This is a genomic window from Klebsiella sp. R390 (assembly GCF_051131745.1).
GTDB lineage: Bacteria > Pseudomonadota > Gammaproteobacteria > Enterobacterales > Enterobacteriaceae > Klebsiella.
In genome coordinates this window covers 4,411,113-4,428,678 of record NZ_CP180445.1, presented here as the reverse complement: position 1 = coordinate 4,428,678, position 17,566 = coordinate 4,411,113, and the positions used below count along the sequence as shown (strand labels likewise).

The 17,566-nt window shown below is 58.3% G+C and carries 11 protein-coding genes; 8 read left to right on the top strand and 3 right to left on the bottom strand.

What is annotated here, in order from left to right; translation table 11 throughout:
* Positions 1–19: 19 nt before the first annotated feature.
* On the bottom strand, positions 20–781 hold the full coding sequence (locus ACMYSP_RS20740; protein ID WP_434583928.1) for a dimethylarginine dimethylaminohydrolase family protein: 762 nt from the start codon (positions 779–781) through the stop codon (positions 20–22).
* A gap of 187 nt (positions 782–968) precedes the next feature.
* A complete protein-coding gene (locus ACMYSP_RS20735) occupies positions 969–2,510 on the bottom strand; it encodes an EAL domain-containing protein (protein ID WP_434583926.1) in 1,542 nt (513 codons plus the stop codon).
* A 345-nt stretch (positions 2,511–2,855) separates the two neighbouring features.
* Between ACMYSP_RS20735 and ACMYSP_RS20730 the strand changes: the two genes are divergently transcribed.
* The 8 genes from ACMYSP_RS20730 (at position 2,856) to yegS (ending at position 16,738) form a co-directional block, all read left to right on the top strand.
* Positions 2,856–4,103, top strand: coding sequence for an MdtA/MuxA family multidrug efflux RND transporter periplasmic adaptor subunit (locus ACMYSP_RS20730; RefSeq protein WP_434583924.1), 1,248 nt, complete (start codon positions 2,856–2,858; stop codon positions 4,101–4,103).
* Positions 4,103–7,225: an MdtB/MuxB family multidrug efflux RND transporter permease subunit gene (locus ACMYSP_RS20725; protein ID WP_434583923.1), complete on the top strand. Its 3,123-nt coding sequence runs from the start codon at positions 4,103–4,105 to the stop codon at positions 7,223–7,225. The genes ACMYSP_RS20730 and ACMYSP_RS20725 overlap by 1 nt, the downstream gene beginning before the upstream one ends.
* The gene (gene mdtC / locus ACMYSP_RS20720; protein ID WP_434583922.1) at positions 7,226–10,303 is read left to right on the top strand and encodes a multidrug efflux RND transporter permease subunit MdtC; all 3,078 of its coding nucleotides are present in this window, start codon (positions 7,226–7,228) and stop codon (positions 10,301–10,303) included.
* Position 10,304: 1 nt separating this feature from the next.
* The gene (locus ACMYSP_RS20715; protein ID WP_434583920.1) at positions 10,305–11,729 is read left to right on the top strand and encodes an MFS transporter; all 1,425 of its coding nucleotides are present in this window, start codon (positions 10,305–10,307) and stop codon (positions 11,727–11,729) included.
* Positions 11,726–13,222, top strand: coding sequence for a two-component system sensor histidine kinase BaeS (baeS, locus tag ACMYSP_RS20710; protein WP_434583919.1), 1,497 nt, complete (start codon positions 11,726–11,728; stop codon positions 13,220–13,222). Before ACMYSP_RS20715 ends, baeS begins: the two co-directional genes overlap by 4 nt.
* Entirely contained in the window at positions 13,219–13,941 is a 723-nt protein-coding gene (gene baeR / locus ACMYSP_RS20705; protein WP_434583918.1) for a two-component system response regulator BaeR, read from the top strand. The genes baeS and baeR overlap by 4 nt, the downstream gene beginning before the upstream one ends.
* A gap of 176 nt (positions 13,942–14,117) precedes the next feature.
* Positions 14,118–15,479 carry a tRNA 5-hydroxyuridine modification protein YegQ gene (gene yegQ, locus ACMYSP_RS20700; protein ID WP_434583917.1) on the top strand — a complete coding sequence of 454 codons (1,362 nt, stop codon included), beginning with the start codon at positions 14,118–14,120 and terminating at the stop codon, positions 15,477–15,479.
* A 365-nt stretch (positions 15,480–15,844) separates the two neighbouring features.
* Entirely contained in the window at positions 15,845–16,738 is an 894-nt protein-coding gene (gene yegS, locus ACMYSP_RS20695) for a lipid kinase YegS (RefSeq protein ID WP_434583915.1), read from the top strand.
* A gap of 45 nt (positions 16,739–16,783) precedes the next feature.
* Here yegS and ACMYSP_RS20690 read toward each other — a convergent pair whose 3' ends face one another.
* A complete protein-coding gene (locus ACMYSP_RS20690; RefSeq protein WP_434587206.1) occupies positions 16,784–17,557 on the bottom strand; it encodes an ABC transporter ATP-binding protein in 774 nt (257 codons plus the stop codon).
* Between the last annotated feature and the right edge of the window lie 9 nt (positions 17,558–17,566).

The window sequence follows — 17,566 nt, the reverse complement described above, 5'->3', positions numbered from 1 at the left end:
CCTGATGTCAACGGTGTGGCTAAAAACGCAGTGAAAGGCAGGTCAGGCCGCCATCCATTTTCTTAAATTCGCTGGTGTCGAGCTGCACGACCGGCATCCCCAGCTTGCTGATTTCGCCGAGGGTATAGGGGTAACCCTGCGGCGTAATCAAGGTATCGTTGATCCACAAGGTATTGCCGGCATACGCCTCTTCCTGCGGGATCACAATGGTATTGAAGCCGCTAAAGGCCGGGTGATGCAGGTAGCCTTCCGTCAGCAGCAGGGTGTTGCGCCCGACGTAGTTTACAATCGATTTCAGGTGCAGCCCGGCGCTCACTTCAATCGCGGTAACCTGATAGCCGTGCGGTTCAACGGCGGCGGCAAACTCGCGGATGCCTTGCTCGTCGGTACGTGCGGTCAGGCCGACAAAAAACTGCTTGCCGACCAGCAGCACGTCACCGCCGTCCATATGACCACGATCGCTCATCTGTACCAGCGGGCGAAAGCCGGCCAGCACCGGGGCGATGGTCGCCACTTCCCCCTGGCGGCTCGGCGCCCCAGGATGGGTGATCACCGCCAGCTCCGGCATCACTACCGCGGTATCTTCCACAAAGTGGGCATCCGGGTAATCCGCGGCGGCAGGCAGGACGGTGACTTTCAGCCCAAGCTGCAGCAAGGTTTCCACATAGGCAAGGAACTGGCGGGTCGTGCCGGCAATATCTGGCGCCCCGAGCCGGGCGGTGGTTTGGCCGGCAGCGCAGGTGGCAGCGGGCAGACGGGCAATAGCCTGGTTGAAATGCATAGAGAACCCTCAGGTGACAAATGAACGTTACGCTTCCCGACACGCGAGAAAATTAACGGGTTTTCTTGATTATCAAACAGATATTGTCACCGGTCCGGCTGAATAGCCGGTCTGGATTGTCGATTTACGCTGTATATTGTGCGCAAACGACGCATTCCGCTGTCGGCGGATAGCCCCTTGTCGCCCGCTATAGCGATGCGCTTTGTTCACGTAGCGCAAGCGATTCAGACAGCAGCAGCGCGCGAAGTTTTTCAATCGGCATCGACTTGTAAAAATACCAGCCCTGAATCAGCGCGTTTTCATCGAAGGATTTGACAAAGTCATAGTCCGTTTTACTTTCTACCCCTTCAAACACAATTTGTTTATTGAGCTGGCAGACGATATCAAGAATTGAGGTCAATATATTGCGTTTGTACTCATTCTTCAGACCGTTAACGAAAAACTTGTCCAGCTTAATTTCATCGTAAAACACTTCGGTCAACCACAGCAGGTTGGAAGAGCCGGTACCAAAATCATCAAGGGCGATCCGCAGCCCACGGTTCATCGCCTGTAATGAGAAGGCCGCTATTTTTTTATAGTACTCGCCGCTTCTTTCGGTAATTTCAATTTTAATCTGCTGCGGGCGAATATCATGACGCTTAAGCACCCGCATCAGATTATCTAAAAAATACGGATTGTTAATTTCACTTTTACCGATATTGATCGCCAGGGTGAAGCCTGGATCGTCCTGCAGAATCGTTTTCAGCTCACGGGTCGCCTTCTCAATCACCAATGTCGCGATATCGTCAGAGACATTAAGCTGCTCCGCCATCGAAATAAACAGGTCCGGCGGGACCTGACCAAAAATCTTGTCATGCCAGCGAACCAGCGCCTCTACGCCGACGATCTTTTCGTTTTTGGCACAGACTAACGGCTGGTACTCCAGATCGATGCGTTGATTGAGGATCGCCTTTTTTAAACGAAACTCCAGCGAGCGCCGTTCCGCGAGATAGCTCAGAATGGCGTAGAGCAACGCGGCCCCGATAATAAAAGCGACGATTGCGATTGCGGCGATAAGTAGCGCTGGGAGCGATAAAAAACCCTGTTTTTTCTGTGCCAGACTGGCGCAGATATCATATTGTTGGCTGCAAAGACGGGATGTCGCCGCCGACCCGGCCTCGGTATCGGCGCTGAGATCGTTGAGGAAAACGTGCTGGCCATTATGACTGGTTAATGAAAAATCGAGCCCTTTATAGCGACGCACAAAACCACTGAAGGCAAACGAAGAGGTAAACGAGATAACATTGCCGTACTGGCTCATGTCCAGAACCACGCCATATGGCAGATAGTTGCGCACCCCTTTGTAGATACTAAAGCCGTTCGGCACGACATATTTTTCGTCAGGCAGCAGCAGCGGTTTATCGAGAACGCCCCAGTTGGCGGTACAGGCAATCTTGCCATCCTCAATAATGCCGAGGTCTTCCACATTAGCGTACTTCCAGATAACCTCGCGCAGGGCGGCAATATCCTGCTTACGACAGCCTACGATCTCTCGGGTGTGAACACGATTGATGGCCGAGACAATTTGCGTGGTGACCTCTTCAGCGTGGCTGAGCAGTTCATCACTCATCTCCTCTAACTGCGCACGCTGGTGCGATAGCATCAGGTTGTTAATCAGCAAAGCGGAAAGAAGCACAGTGATGCCGCCGCCGGTCAGCAGCCATTTCTGTTTCTTAATAAATTTCATCATCCCTCCGCGACCCGCGCCAGATACCGGAATCCGCCTCGCAAACTCTTACGCCAGGCGCCACAGTCCCTGTCACGCAGACCTATAATGTCGATAATAATGACAAAGCGGTGGTTATACCAGGCATCAGCACGCGAATAAGCCCCCTTATAAATCAGGAGGGAACGCGCTGTTGACCGCCAGATTACGGTCAGAAAATGCCCGCTTTTTTTAACGTAAGCGGCTCATCGAAAAGCATTTTATCCAGACAGTTCTGGACAGTCTTTTCACAATTCCTCCATTTTTGCGGGGCGTTTGCTCACTAAAATAGTATCATTCCGCGAAACCTTCAGGATGAGATAACAATAAATGAAAGGCAGTCACACACTTCGCTGGGGAACCGCACTGGCGGTGATTATTGTTGCCGGCGCAGCATATTGGTTCTGGCATAGTCGTGACACCGCAAACGGCGCGCCGTCTGCGACGAATGGTCAACATCAACAGGCCCCAGGCGGCGCTCGTCACGGGCGCTTCGGCGCGGCGCTGGCGCCGGTTCAGGCAGCAACCGCCACCAGTGAGTCGGTCCCGCGTTATCTCAGCGGCCTCGGCACCGTCACGGCGGCCAATACGGTCACCGTGCGCAGCCGGGTAGACGGCCAGCTGCTGGCGATCCATTTCCAGGAAGGCCAACAGGTCAAAGCGGGGGATCTCCTCGCCGAAATCGATCCCAGTCAGTTTAAGGTGGCGCTGGCGCAGGCCCAGGGACAGCTCGCTAAAGATAAAGCCACGCTGGCCAACGCCCGACGTGACCTCGCCCGCTATCAGCAACTGGTGAAAAGCAACCTTGTTTCACGTCAGGAGCTGGATACCCAGCAGTCGCTGGTCAGTGAAACGGAAGGCACCATTAAAGCCGACGAAGCCGCGGTAGCCAGCGCACAGCTGCAGCTCAACTGGAGCCGCATCACCGCCCCGATTGACGGGCGCGTGGGCCTTAAACAGGTTGATATCGGCAACCAGATTTCCACCGGCGACACCACCGGCATTGTGGTGTTAACCCAGACCCATCCTATCGATGTCGTCTTTACGCTGCCGGAAAATGATATTGCGACCGTCGTCCAGGCGCAGAAAGCCGGCAAAACGCTGCAGGTTGATGCCTGGGACCGGACCAACAAACAGAAAATCAGCCAGGGAACCCTGCTGAGCCTGGATAACCAAATTGACGCCACCACCGGGACCATCAAGCTGAAAGCGCGCTTTACCAACCTGGATGACGCGCTGTTTCCGAATCAGTTCGTCAACGCCCGCATGCTGGTCGATACCGAGCAGAACGCGGTCGTCATCCCAACCGCCGCCCTGCAAATGGGCAACGACGGGCACTTCGTATGGGTTCTGAACGACGAAAACAAAGTCAGCAAACATACCGTCACGCCGGGTATCCAGGACAGTCTGAAAGTGGTGATTACCGCCGGGCTCTCTGCCGGTGACCGCGTCGTCACCGACGGTATCGACCGTCTGACCGAAGGGGCGAAAGTGGAAGTTGTCGATCCGCACAGCGCACCTGCCGCCGCGGAAAAAGCCACCAGCCGTGAGTACGGTAAAAAAGGAGCACGCTCCTGATGCAAGTGTTACCCCCGAGCAGCACGGGTGGCCCGTCCCGACTGTTTATCATGCGCCCGGTCGCCACCACCCTGTTGATGGTGGCGATTATGCTGGCCGGGATCATCGGCTATCGTTTTTTACCGGTCTCCGCCCTGCCGGAGGTCGATTACCCGACCATCCAGGTGATCACACTTTATCCTGGCGCCAGCCCGGACGTGGTGACCTCGGCGATTACCGCGCCGCTTGAACGCCAGTTTGGACAGATGTCCGGCCTGAAACAAATGTCGTCGCAAAGCTCAGGCGGCGCCTCGGTAGTAACGCTTCAGTTTCAGTTGACGCTCGCGCTGGACGTGGCTGAACAAGAAGTGCAGGCAGCGATCAACGCCGCCACCAACCTGCTGCCCTCCGACCTGCCGAACCCGCCGGTCTACAGCAAGGTAAACCCGGCGGATCCGCCGATCATGACCCTCGCCGTCACCTCATCCGCCATTCCGATGACCCAGGTCGAAGATATGGTGGAAACCCGGGTGGCGCAGAAAATTTCCCAGGTCTCCGGCGTTGGGCTGGTGACGCTTGCGGGCGGTCAACGCCCGGCGGTACGCGTGAAGCTCAACGCCCAGGCCATCGCCGCGCTCGGGCTGACCAGCGAAACCATCCGCACCGCCATCACCAGCGCCAACGTGAACTCGGCGAAAGGGAGCCTGGACGGCCCTACCCGTGCCGTAACCCTGTCGGCAAACGACCAGATGCAATCGGCGGAGGATTACCGCCGACTGATCGTCGCCTACCAGAACGGCGCACCGATTCGTCTCGGCGATGTCGCCACCATTGAACAGGGGGCGGAAAACAGCTGGCTTGGGGCGTGGGCTAACAACCAGCAGGCCATCGTCATGAACGTCCAGCGTCAACCGGGGGCCAACATCATCGCCACCGCCGACAGCGTCCGTGAGATGTTGCCACAGCTCACCGAGAGCCTGCCGAAATCGGTCAAGGTCCAGGTGCTCTCCGACCGGACGAACAACATCCGCGCCTCGGTCAGCGACACCCAGTTTGAGCTAATGCTGGCGATTGCGCTGGTGGTGATGATTATTTACCTGTTCCTGCGCAACGTCCCGGCCACCATTATCCCCGGCGTGGCGGTACCGCTGTCGCTGGTAGGGACCTTCGCGGTGATGGTGTTCCTCGACTTCTCGATCAACAACCTGACCCTGATGGCGCTGACTATCGCCACCGGTTTTGTGGTCGACGACGCCATCGTGGTCATCGAGAACATCTCCCGCTACATCGAAAAGGGTGAAAAGCCCCTCGCCGCCGCGCTGAAAGGGGCCGGTGAAATCGGCTTCACCATTATCTCACTAACCTTTTCACTGATCGCCGTACTGATCCCGCTGCTGTTTATGGGGGATATCGTTGGCCGCCTGTTCCGCGAATTTGCGATAACCCTGGCGGTGGCGATCCTGATCTCCGCCGTGGTGTCCCTGACCCTGACGCCGATGATGTGCGCGCGCATGCTCAGCCACGAATCGCTGCGCAAGCAAAACCGCTTCTCCCGGGCCAGCGAGCGTTTCTTCGATCGCGTGATTGCGGCCTACGGGCGGGTACTGAGCCGGGTGCTTAATCACCCATGGCTGACCCTGAGCGTGGCCTTAGGCACGCTGGTGCTGTCGATTATGCTATGGGTCTTTATCCCCAAAGGGTTCTTCCCGATACAGGATAACGGCATTATTCAGGGCACCCTCCAGGCCCCGCAATCGTCATCATTTGCCAATATGGCCCAGCGCCAGGAGCAGGTCTCTGCGGCGATCCTTAAGGATCCGGCCGTCGAGAGCCTGACCTCCTTCGTCGGGGTTGACGGGACCAACCCGGCACTGAACAGCGCCCGCTTACAGATTAACCTCAAACCGCTGGATGAACGCGACGACCGTGTCCAGGTCGTTATCTCGCGTCTGCAAAAATCGGTCGACAGCATTCCGGGTATTGAACTCTATCTGCAGCCGACGCAGGACCTGACGATTGATACCACCGTCAGCCGAACCCAGTACCAGTTCACCCTGCAGGCCAACTCGCTCGACGCCCTCAGTAACTGGGTACCGCAGCTGCTGACGCGTCTTCAGGCGCTGCCGCAGCTCTCGGACGTCAGCAGCGACTGGCAGGATAAGGGTCTGGCGGCCTACATCAAGGTCGACCGCGACAGCGCCAGCCGGCTCGGCATCAGCATGGCCGATGTCGATAATGCGCTGTATAACGCCTTCGGCCAGCGGCTGATCTCCACCATTTACACCCAGGCAAACCAGTATCGCGTGGTGCTGGAGCACGACACCCGCGAAACCCCAGGGCTGGCGGCGCTCGACAATATTCGCCTGACCAGCAGCGATGGCGGTATCGTGCCGCTGAAATCCATTGCCAGCGTTGAACAGCGATTCGCCCCGCTATCGATTAACCATCTCGATCAGTTCCCGGTGACCACCATCTCGTTTAACGTGCCGGATGCCTACTCGCTGGGCGATGCGGTCGAGGCCATCCTCGCCGCCGAACAGGCGCTGGATTTCCCCTCCGAGATCCGCACTCAGTTCCAGGGCAGCACCCTCGCCTTCCAGTCGGCGCTCGGCAATACCGTCTGGCTGGTGGTGGCCGCGGTGGTGGCGATGTATATCGTGCTTGGCGTGTTGTATGAAAGCTTTATCCACCCGATCACCATTCTGTCGACCTTACCGACCGCCGGCGTCGGTGCACTGCTGTCTCTGTGGCTGGCGGGCAGCGAGCTGGACGTCATTGCGATCATCGGGATTATCCTGCTGATTGGTATCGTCAAGAAAAACGCCATCATGATGATCGACTTTGCGCTGGCCGCCGAGCGCGAGCAGGGTATGCCTCCACGCGAAGCTATCTATCAGGCCTGCCTGCTGCGTTTTCGCCCGATTCTGATGACCACCCTCGCCGCCCTGCTTGGCGCCTTGCCGCTGATGCTCAGTACCGGCGTCGGCGCCGAGCTGCGCCGTCCGCTGGGGATTGGCATGGTCGGCGGTCTGATGTTAAGCCAGGTGCTGACGCTGTTTACTACCCCGGTCATCTATCTGCTGTTCGATCGCCTGTCGCTGTACATTAAAAGCCGCTTCCCGCGACATGAGGAGGAGGCGTAAATGAAGTTTTTTGCCCTCTTCATTTACCGCCCGGTGGCCACGATTTTAATTTCGCTGGCCATCACCCTGTGCGGCGTGCTGGGGTTTCGCCTGCTGCCGGTAGCCCCGCTGCCGCAGGTGGATTTCCCGGTCATCATGATCAGCGCCTCGCTGCCTGGCGCTTCGCCGGAAACCATGGCCTCATCGGTGGCGACGCCGCTTGAGCGCTCTTTGGGCCGCATCGCCGGCGTGTCTGAGATGACCTCCTCCAGTTCGCTGGGCAGCACGCGCATTATTATGCAGTTCAATTTCGACCGCGATATCAACGGCGCGGCCCGCGATGTGCAGGCGGCGATCAACGCCGCGCAGAGTCTGTTACCCAGCGGCATGCCAAGCCGCCCGACCTACCGTAAGGCTAACCCGTCCGACGCGCCGATCATGATCCTCACGCTCACCTCGGACACCTACTCCCAGGGCGAGCTGTACGATTTTGCCTCCACCCAGCTGGCACAAACCATTGCTCAAATTGATGGCGTCGGGGACGTAGACGTGGGCGGAAGCTCGCTGCCCGCGGTCCGGGTAGATCTGAACCCGCAGGCGCTGTTTAACCAGGGTGTTTCGCTGGACGCGGTGCGCACCGCCATCGCCGATGCTAACGTGCGCAAGCCGCAGGGCGCGCTGGAAGACCACAGCAAGCGCTGGCAGGTCCAGACCAACGATGAGCTCAAAACCGCCGCGGAATATCAGCCGCTGATCGTGCACTACAACAACGGCGCGGCGGTTCGCCTCAGCGATGTCGCCACCATCAGCGATTCGGTACAGGATGTGCGCAACGCCGGGATGACCAACGCCAAACCGGCTATTTTGCTGATGATCCGCAAACTGCCGGAAGCCAACATCATTCAGACGGTGGACAGCATTCGCGCCCGCCTGCCGGAGCTGCAGCAGACCATTCCGGCGGCCATCGACCTGCAAATTGCCCAGGACCGCTCACCGACCATCCGCGCCTCGCTGGAAGAGGTGGAACAGACGCTGATTATCTCGGTAGCGCTGGTGATCCTCGTGGTATTCCTGTTCCTGCGCTCCGGCCGGGCGACGCTGATCCCGGCGGTAGCGGTTCCGGTGTCGCTGATTGGGACCTTTGCGGCGATGTATCTGTGCGATTTCAGCCTCAATAACCTGTCGCTGATGGCCCTGACTATCGCCACCGGTTTCGTGGTGGATGACGCCATCGTGGTGCTGGAAAACATCTCCCGCCACCTGGAAGCCGGCATGAAACCGCTGCAGGCAGCGCTGCAGGGCAGCCGCGAAGTCGGCTTTACCGTGCTGTCGATGAGCCTGTCGCTGGTGGCAGTCTTTTTACCGTTACTGCTGATGGGCGGGTTACCGGGACGACTGTTGCGTGAATTCGCAGTGACTCTGTCGGTGGCGATCGGCATTTCGCTGGCGGTCTCCCTCACGCTGACACCGATGATGTGCGGCTGGCTGCTTAAGAGCAGCAAACCTTCTCAGCCGACGCGCAACCGCGGTTTCGGTCGGGTGCTGGTCGCAATACAGGGCGGCTACGGCACCTCTTTGAAGTGGGTCCTCAAACACAGCCGCATGACCGGGCTGGTCCTGCTGGGTACCATCGCGCTGAGCGTCTGGCTCTATATCTCAATTCCGAAAACCTTCTTCCCGGAGCAGGATACCGGCGTGCTGATGGGCGGCATTCAGGCCGACCAAAGCATCTCCTTCCAGGCGATGCGCGGCAAACTTCAGGACTTTATGAAAATTATCCGCGAAGACCCGGCGGTGGATAACGTGACCGGTTTTACCGGTGGCTCAAGGGTCAACAGCGGAATGATGTTTATCACCCTCAAGTCCCGTGACCAGCGGCACGAAACAGCGCAGCAAATTATCGACCGTCTACGGCTAAAACTGGCGAAAGAACCGGGTGCTAATCTGTTCTTAATGGCAGTCCAGGATATTCGCGTCGGCGGACGTCAGGCCAACGCCAGCTACCAGTACACGCTGCTGTCAGATGACCTTGCGGCGCTGCGCGAATGGGAGCCGAAGATCCGTAAAGCTCTCGCTGCCCTGCCGGAGCTGGCGGACGTTAACTCTGACCAGCAGGATAACGGCGCGGAAATGGACCTTATCTACGATCGCGATACCATGTCGCGGCTGGGGATCAGCGTCCAGGACGCCAACAGCCTGCTGAATAACGCCTTCGGTCAGCGGCAGATCTCAACGATTTACCAACCCCTGAACCAGTACAAAGTGGTGATGGAGGTAGACCCGGTGTATACCCAGGACGTCAGCGCGCTGGATAAGATGTTTGTCATCAACAGCGAAGACAAGCCCATCCCGCTGTCCTACTTTGCCAAATGGCAGCCGGCCAACGCACCGTTGTCGGTGAATCACCAGGGACTGTCGGCAGCCTCGACGATCGCCTTTAACCTGCCAACCGGTAAATCCCTGTCGGAAGCCAGCGAGGCCATCGACCGCACCATGACCCAGCTTGGAGTGCCCTCCAGTGTGCGCGGCTCCTTTGCCGGCACCGCGCAGGTGTTCCAGCAGACGATGAATTCGCAGGTCATTTTGATTCTTGCCGCCATTGCGACGGTCTATATCGTGCTCGGGGTCTTGTACGAGAGCTACGTGCACCCGCTCACGATCCTCTCCACTCTGCCCTCGGCGGGCGTGGGGGCGCTGCTGGCGCTGGAGCTATTTGGCGCACCGTTCAGCCTTATCGCGCTTATCGGCATTATGCTATTAATTGGGATAGTAAAGAAAAACGCCATCATGATGGTCGACTTTGCCCTTGATGCCCAGCGCAACGGCAACCTCGCACCGGAAGAGGCCATTTTCCAGGCCTGTCTGCTGCGATTCCGCCCGATAATGATGACCACCCTGGCGGCGCTGTTCGGCGCGCTGCCGCTGGTGCTATCCGGCGGCGATGGTTCGGAACTGCGTCAGCCGCTGGGGATCACCATCGTCGGCGGACTGGTGATGAGCCAGCTGTTAACGCTCTATACCACGCCGGTGGTCTATCTGTTCTTCGACCGTCTGCGATTACGTTTTTCGCGCAAATCCAACCAGCCGGTAAGCGATTAACATGAATGAACTGCCCGCCAGCGTACGCTGGCAACTCTGGATAGTGGCTTTCGGCTTCTTTATGCAGTCGCTGGACACGACTATCGTCAATACCGCCCTTCCCTCCATGGCGCGAAGCCTGGGGGAGAGCCCACTGCACATGCATATGGTGGTGGTTTCCTACGTGCTGACGGTGGCGATCATGCTGCCCGCCAGCGGCTGGCTGGCGGATCGGGTCGGCGTACGCAATATTTTCTTCACGGCGATCGTGCTGTTTACCCTCGGTTCCCTGTTTTGCGCCCAGGCCAACACGCTCGATCAGTTGGTCATGGCCCGGGTACTGCAGGGGGTTGGCGGCGCAATGATGGTGCCCGTCGGCCGCCTGACGGTGATGAAAATCGTCCCACGTTCGCAATATATGGCGGCCATGACCTTCGTGACCCTCCCCGGCCAGGTCGGGCCGCTGCTCGGTCCGGCCCTCGGCGGTATTCTGGTGGAGTATGCCTCCTGGCACTGGATCTTTTTAATCAACATCCCGGTGGGGATTATTGGCGCCATCGCCACCCTGTGGCTGATGCCAAACTACACCTTACAAACCCGGCGATTTGATATTTTTGGTTTTATTCTGCTGGCGGCGGGAATGGCCACCTTAACCCTCGCGCTCGACGGTAAAAAAGGACTGGGGATTTCGCCGCTGCTGCTCAGCGCGCTGGTGGTCATCGGCATTGCCTCCATCCTGCTCTATCTGTGGTACGCCCGGGATAACGATAACGCGCTGTTCAGCCTGAAGCTGTTCAGCAACCGCACCTTCTCCCTCGGGCTCGGCGGTAGCTTTGCCGGGCGTATCGGTAGCGGGATGCTGCCCTTTATGACGCCGGTATTCCTGCAAATCGGCCTCGGTTTCACGCCGTTCCACGCCGGGCTGATGATGATTCCGATGGTCCTCGGCAGTATGGGGATGAAACGCATTGTGGTGCAGGTGGTGAACCGCTTTGGTTACCGCCGCGTGCTGGTGGTGGCGACCCTCGGCCTGGCGCTGGTCAGCCTGCTGTTTATGGCCGTCGCGTTGGCGGGTTGGTACTGGCTGCTGCCGGTGGTACTGGTGTTGCAAGGCATGATCAACTCCAGCCGTTTCTCCTCAATGAATACCCTGACCCTGAAAGACCTGCCGGATGAGCTGGCCAGCAGCGGCAACAGCCTGCTGTCGATGATCATGCAGCTGTCGATGAGTATCGGCGTCACCATCGCCGGGATACTCCTCGGGATGTTCGGCCAGCAGCATCTGAGCGCCGACCCGGCAACCGTCCATCAGGTCTTCTTCTATACCTATCTGTGCATGGCGGCGATCATTGCACTCCCGGCGTTTATTTTTTCCCGTGTGCCGGATGAGACCGGCAGCAACACCACCATCGCCCGTCGTAGCCGTCATAAAAGGAGTGAGCCGTGAAGTACTGGCGTCCGGGTATTACCGGCAAACTGTTTCTGGCCATTTTAGCCACCTGTATCGTGCTGCTGATCAGCATGCACTGGGCGGTGCGCATCAGCTTTGAACGCGGGTTCATCGACTATATCAAACGCGGCAACGAACAGCGCCTGACCCTGCTGGGCGATGCGTTAAGCGAGCAGTACTCCCTGCACGGCAGCTGGAAATTCCTGCGTAACAACGATCGTTTTATTTTTCAGATCTTAAAATCGTTTGACCGCGACAATGACGATCGCGCCTCCGGCGGGCGCAGAATGAACGGCGGCGGATCGCCCTACGATGGCCCGCCGCCAGAAGGTCCACCCGATGGCCCGCCAGGCGGCCCCCGAGGTCCCGGCCCGGATATGCCGCCGCACGGCTGGCGTACCATGTTCTGGGTTGTTGATCAAAAAGGCCGGGTGCTGGTCGGCCCGCCGGAAAAGCTGCCGGAAGATGGCACCCGTCGCGACATTATGGTCAACGGCGTGCGGGTCGGCATGGTAGTGGCATCGCCGGTCGAGCGCCTGACGCGCAATACCGATATCAACTTCGATCGCCAGCAGAAACGCACCAGCTGGCTGATTGTCGCCCTCGCCACGCTGCTGGCGGCGCTGGCGACCTTCCCGCTGGCCCGCGGGCTACTGGCGCCGGTGAAGCGGCTGGTTGAAGGGACCCATCGTCTGGCTGCGGGGGATTTCAGTACCCGCGTCACCGCCAGCAGCAGCGACGAGCTTGGTCGACTGGCGCAGGATTTTAACCAGCTTGCCAGCACCCTTGAACGCAACCAGCAGATGCGCCGCGATCTGATGGCGGATATCTCTCATGAGCTGCGCACTCCGCTGGCGGTGCTGCGCGGCGAGCTGGAAGCGATTCAGGACGGCGTGCGTAAATTCACCCCGGACTCGATTACATCGCTGCAGGCTGAAGTCGCCACCCTGACCAAGCTGGTTGACGATCTGCACCAGCTGTCGATGTCCGATGAAGGCGCGCTGGCCTATCAGAAAACCTCGGTCGACATCATTACCCTGCTGGAAGTGGCGGCGGGCGCTTTCCGCGAACGTTTTGCCAGCCGGGGGCTGAGCATCAAGGTCTCGCTGCCGGAAAGCGCGATGATTTTTGGCGATGGCGATCGCCTGATGCAGCTGTTTAATAACCTGCTGGAAAACAGCCTCCGCTATACCGATAGCGGCGGACAGCTGCTGATCAGCGCCAGCCAGAGCGGTCAACGCCTGATTCTGGATTTCGCCGACAGCGGTCCGGGGGTCAGCGACCAGCAACTGGAGCGGCTGTGCGAACGTTTTTATCGCGCTGAAGGTTCTCGCAATCGTGCCAGTGGCGGCTCTGGGCTAGGGCTGGCGATCTGTGTCAATATTGTGGCTGCCCATGGCGGCAGCTTACGCGCTGACCATTCGCCTTTTGGCGGGGTTAGCATTAAAGTTGAGTTACCACTGGAACGTGATATATCGAGAGACGTATGAGTGAATTACCTGTTGATGAAAATACCCCACGCATTCTTGTCGTGGAAGATGAACCCAAACTGGGTCAGTTGCTGCTCGACTATTTGCTCGCAGCAGGTTATGCACCGACGCTGATTAATCACGGCGATCAGGTCCTGCCTTACGTTCGTCAAACCCCACCGCACCTCATCCTGCTGGATCTGATGCTGCCGGGCACCGATGGTCTGACCCTGTGCCGGGAGATCCGTCGCTTCTCCGATGTGCCGGTGGTGATGGTTACCGCCAAAATTGAGGAGATCGATCGGCTGCTCGGGCTGGAGATTGGCGCCGATGATTATATCTGTAAGCCCTACAGTCCGCGTGAAGTGGTGGCGCGGGTGAAAACCATTCTCCGCCGCTGTAAGCCGCGCCGGGATCTGCTGGCGCTGGATGCGGAAAGCCCGCTGATCGTCGATGAAGGTCGTTTTCAGGCGTCATGGCGCGATAAGCTGCTGGATCTGACCCCGGCCGAGTTTCGCCTGCTGAAAACCCTCTCCCAGGAGCCGGGCAAGGTCTTCTCGCGCGAGCAACTGCTTAACCACCTGTATGATGATTATCGTGTAGTGACCGACCGCACCATCGACAGCCATATCAAAAATCTGCGGCGCAAGCTGGAGTCGCTCGACGCCGAACAGTCGTTTATTCGCGCGGTTTATGGCGTCGGCTATCGCTGGGAAGCGGACGCCTGCCGGCTGGCCTAATCCTCCCTTCCCCCCTTCACTGGGGGAAGATTTCACGCCGGCGAAAGGTTTACTCTCCCTGACCACAGCGCTACAATGCCCGCCCTTAATGTGTGGGCACTCTCCCTGCGAGAGCGTCTCCCCAACTCGCCGCATCAGGTGTGGCGAATCTGACCTGTCATCAGAACGAGAAAATCATGTTTAAACCGGAACTCCTTTCCCCGGCGGGAACGCTGAAAAATATGCGTTACGCTTTCGCTTATGGCGCCGATGCCGTTTATGCTGGCCAGCCGCGTTACTCTCTGCGCGTGCGCAACAATGAATTCAACCACGAAAACCTGCAGCTGGGCATCAATGAAGCGCATCAGCAGGGGAAAAAATTCTACGTGGTGGTCAATATCGCACCGCATAACGCCAAGCTGAAAACCTTCATTCGCGATCTCAAGCCGGTGGTGGATATGGGGCCGGACGCGCTGATCATGTCCGATCCAGGTTTAATCATGCTGGTGCGTGAGCACTTCCCGGAAATGCAGATCCACCTGTCGGTACAGGCCAACGCCGTTAACTGGGCGACGGTTAAATTCTGGCAGCAGATGGGGCTGAGCCGGGTGATTCTTTCCCGCGAGCTGTCGCTGGATGAAATTGCCGAGATCCGCAGCCAGGTTCCCGAGATGGAAATTGAGATTTTCGTCCACGGCGCCCTGTGCATGGCCTACTCCGGCCGCTGCTTGCTCTCTGGCTATATCAACAAGCGCGACCCGAACCAGGGCACCTGCACCAACGCCTGCCGCTGGGAATATAACGTTTCAGAAGGCAAAGAAGATATCGTCGGCAACATCGTCCACCAGCAGGAGCCGATTCCGGTCCAGACCGTCGAGCCAACCCTGGGCGTCGGCGCGCCGACCGACAAGGTGTTTATGATTGAGGAAGCAAAACGTCCGGGCGAATACATGACCGCCTTTGAAGACGAACACGGCACCTACATCATGAACTCCAAAGACCTGCGCGCCATTGCGCACGTTGAACGCCTGACCCAAATGGGCGTGCATTCGCTGAAAATCGAAGGCCGGACCAAATCCTTCTACTACTGCGCGCGTACCGCTCAGGTTTACCGCAAAGCAATCGACGATGCCGCCGCCGGTAAACCGTTTGATGAAAGCCTGCTGGAAACCCTGGAAGGGCTGGCCCACCGCGGCTATACCGAAGGCTTCCTGCGCCGTCATACCCATGACGATTACCAGAACTACGAGTACGGCTACTCCCTCTCCGAACGCCAGCAGTTTGTCGGTGAATTTACCGGCGAACGCAATGGTCAGCTGGCGGCCGTGGCGGTGAAAAATAAGTTTTCCGTCGGTGACAGCCTGGAGCTGATGACGCCGCAGGGCAATGTCAATTTCACCCTCGAACATATGGTGAACGCCAAAGGCGAAGCGATGCCGGTCGCCCCAGGCGATGGCTACACCGTCTGGCTGCCGGTACCGGAAGAGGTGGAGCTGCAATACGCGCTGCTGATGCGTAACTTTGCCGGACAGAGCACCCGTAACCCACACGGGAACTAAGGTACACCCTGAATCATTCGAGCGGCAGGCGGAGGCCGAGGAGCAAAGCCAACGCAAATGCAGCTCGAAATAAGATGGTTTAGTAGGGTTATTTTTTCACGGAACAAAGATATTAGAAACGGATCACACACCGCTTCGTTTGAAGCGGGTATCATCCATCCTGCTGAAAAACATAACCCATAAATGCTAGCTGTACCAGGAACCACCTCCTTAGCCTGCGTAATCTCCCTTACGCGGGCTTATTTTTTTTACCCTCTATCACAACCCAGGCCTGTCGTACTTCTCACGATAAGTGGCGCAAAATATCCATCCCCGGCGTCATGCGGTACACTTTCTGCATCTTGTGCAAAAAGGAAGCCATACCCATGTCCACGTTTCCAGCCAGCTTACTGATTCTTAACGGCAAAGGGGCGAACGACCCCCAGCTACGTGAAGCAATCACCCTGTTACGCGAAGAAGGCGTCGACATACATGTCCGCGTGACCTGGGAAAAGGGCGATGCCGTCCGGTATGTCGATGAGGCCATGCAGCTTGAGGTCGGCACGGTGATTGCTGGCGGCGGTGATGGCACCATCAATGAAGTTGCCACAGCGCTGGTTCAGCGTGAATGTCAGGCCGCGCTCGGTATTTTGCCGCTGGGCACCGCCAACGACTTCGCCACCAGCGTCGGCATTCCGCAAGATTTAGCCAGCGCCTTGAAGCTGGCGATCGTGGGCCGGGAAGTGGCGATAGACGTCGCGCGGGTTAACGATAAGACCGGCTTTATTAATATGGCTACCGGCGGTTTTGGTACCCGGATCACCACCGAGACGCCGGAAAAACTCAAAGCCGCGCTGGGCGGCATCTCCTATCTGATTCATGGCCTGATGCGCATGGATACCCTTAAGCCCGACCGCTGCGAAATTCGCGGCGAGAACTTCAGCTGGCAAGGGAACGCGCTGGTGATCGGTATCGGCAACGGTCGTCAGGCCGGCGGCGGCCAGCAGCTTTGCCCGCAGGCGCTGATTAACGACGGCCTGCTGCACGTGCGGGTCTTTACCGGCGAAGAGCTCCTTCCGGCGCTGTTCACCACCCTGGCGAACCCCGACAACTCCCCGAACCTGGTGGATGGCGTATCGTCATGGTTTGAGATTTCCGCGCCCCATGAAATGACCTTTAACCTCGATGGTGAACCGCTCAGCGGCACACATTTCCGCATGGAAGTGCTGCCCGGCGCCCTGCGCTGCCGCCTGCCGCCGGACTGTGCGCTGCTGAAATAACCAGGATGGTGCCGGTGCCTCATCCCTGACGCACCGGCCTTTACATCAGTAGGCAGCCACTTCGCGCGCCATCTCCCGGGTATAGCGCTGGCTGGCGGTAACCAGCATTTGGGTATAGGCCGTCTGCGCATCACCGTTGACCAGCGCATCCACCGTCAGCGTCTCAAGGATTTTGCCATGCTGCATCACCGCCACCTTCTGGCACAGATGCGCTATCACCCCTAAATCATGAGTCACCATCAGATAGGTTAAGCGGGATTCCTGCTGCAGCTCCGCCAGCAGGTTGAGGATTTCGGCCTGTACCGACACATCCAGCGCCGAGGTGGGTTCATCCAGCAGCAGCACCTGCGGCTCCAGAATCAGCGCCCGGGCAATAGCCACTCGCTGGCGCTGACCGCCGGAAAGCTGGTGCGGATAACGGTCACGAAAAGCGCGGTTCAGCCCCACCCGATCCAGCAGAGTATTCACCCGTCGGTCGCGATCGCCGATGCCGTGGATCTGCAGCGGCTCTTCGAGGATATCGCCGATGGTATGCCGCGGATGCAGCGATCCGTAGGGGTCCTGAAACACCATCTGCACCTGCCGACAGCGCTCGCGGCGAATCTGATGATCCAGCACGTGGCCGTCAATCGACAGCGCGCCCTGCCAGTGGGTGAACAGCCCCGCCAGGCACTTCAGCACGGTGGTCTTCCCGGAACCGGACTCCCCCACCAGCCCGTAAATCTCCCCCGGCTGCACCTGAAAACTGACGTCGTACAGCACCTGGTTACGCTTCTCGCCTTCGCCAAACACCAGGTTCAGATTATTAACTTCAATCATCATCCGCTC

Coding starts and splice junctions, on each gene's coding strand:
- ACMYSP_RS20735 (WP_434583926.1), bottom strand. CDS start 2,510: ATGATGAAATTTATTAAGAAACAGAAATGGCTGCTGACCGGCGGCGGC.
- yegS (WP_434583915.1), top strand. CDS start 15,845: ATGTCCACGTTTCCAGCCAGCTTACTGATTCTTAACGGCAAAGGGGCG.
- mdtC (WP_434583922.1), top strand. CDS start 7,226: ATGAAGTTTTTTGCCCTCTTCATTTACCGCCCGGTGGCCACGATTTTA.
- ACMYSP_RS20725 (WP_434583923.1), top strand. CDS start 4,103: ATGCAAGTGTTACCCCCGAGCAGCACGGGTGGCCCGTCCCGACTGTTT.
- ACMYSP_RS20740 (WP_434583928.1), bottom strand. CDS start 781: ATGCATTTCAACCAGGCTATTGCCCGTCTGCCCGCTGCCACCTGCGCT.
- ACMYSP_RS20715 (WP_434583920.1), top strand. CDS start 10,305: ATGAATGAACTGCCCGCCAGCGTACGCTGGCAACTCTGGATAGTGGCT.
- ACMYSP_RS20690 (WP_434587206.1), bottom strand. CDS start 17,557: ATGATTGAAGTTAATAATCTGAACCTGGTGTTTGGCGAAGGCGAGAAG.
- ACMYSP_RS20730 (WP_434583924.1), top strand. CDS start 2,856: ATGAAAGGCAGTCACACACTTCGCTGGGGAACCGCACTGGCGGTGATT.
- yegQ (WP_434583917.1), top strand. CDS start 14,118: ATGTTTAAACCGGAACTCCTTTCCCCGGCGGGAACGCTGAAAAATATG.
- baeR (WP_434583918.1), top strand. CDS start 13,219: ATGAGTGAATTACCTGTTGATGAAAATACCCCACGCATTCTTGTCGTG.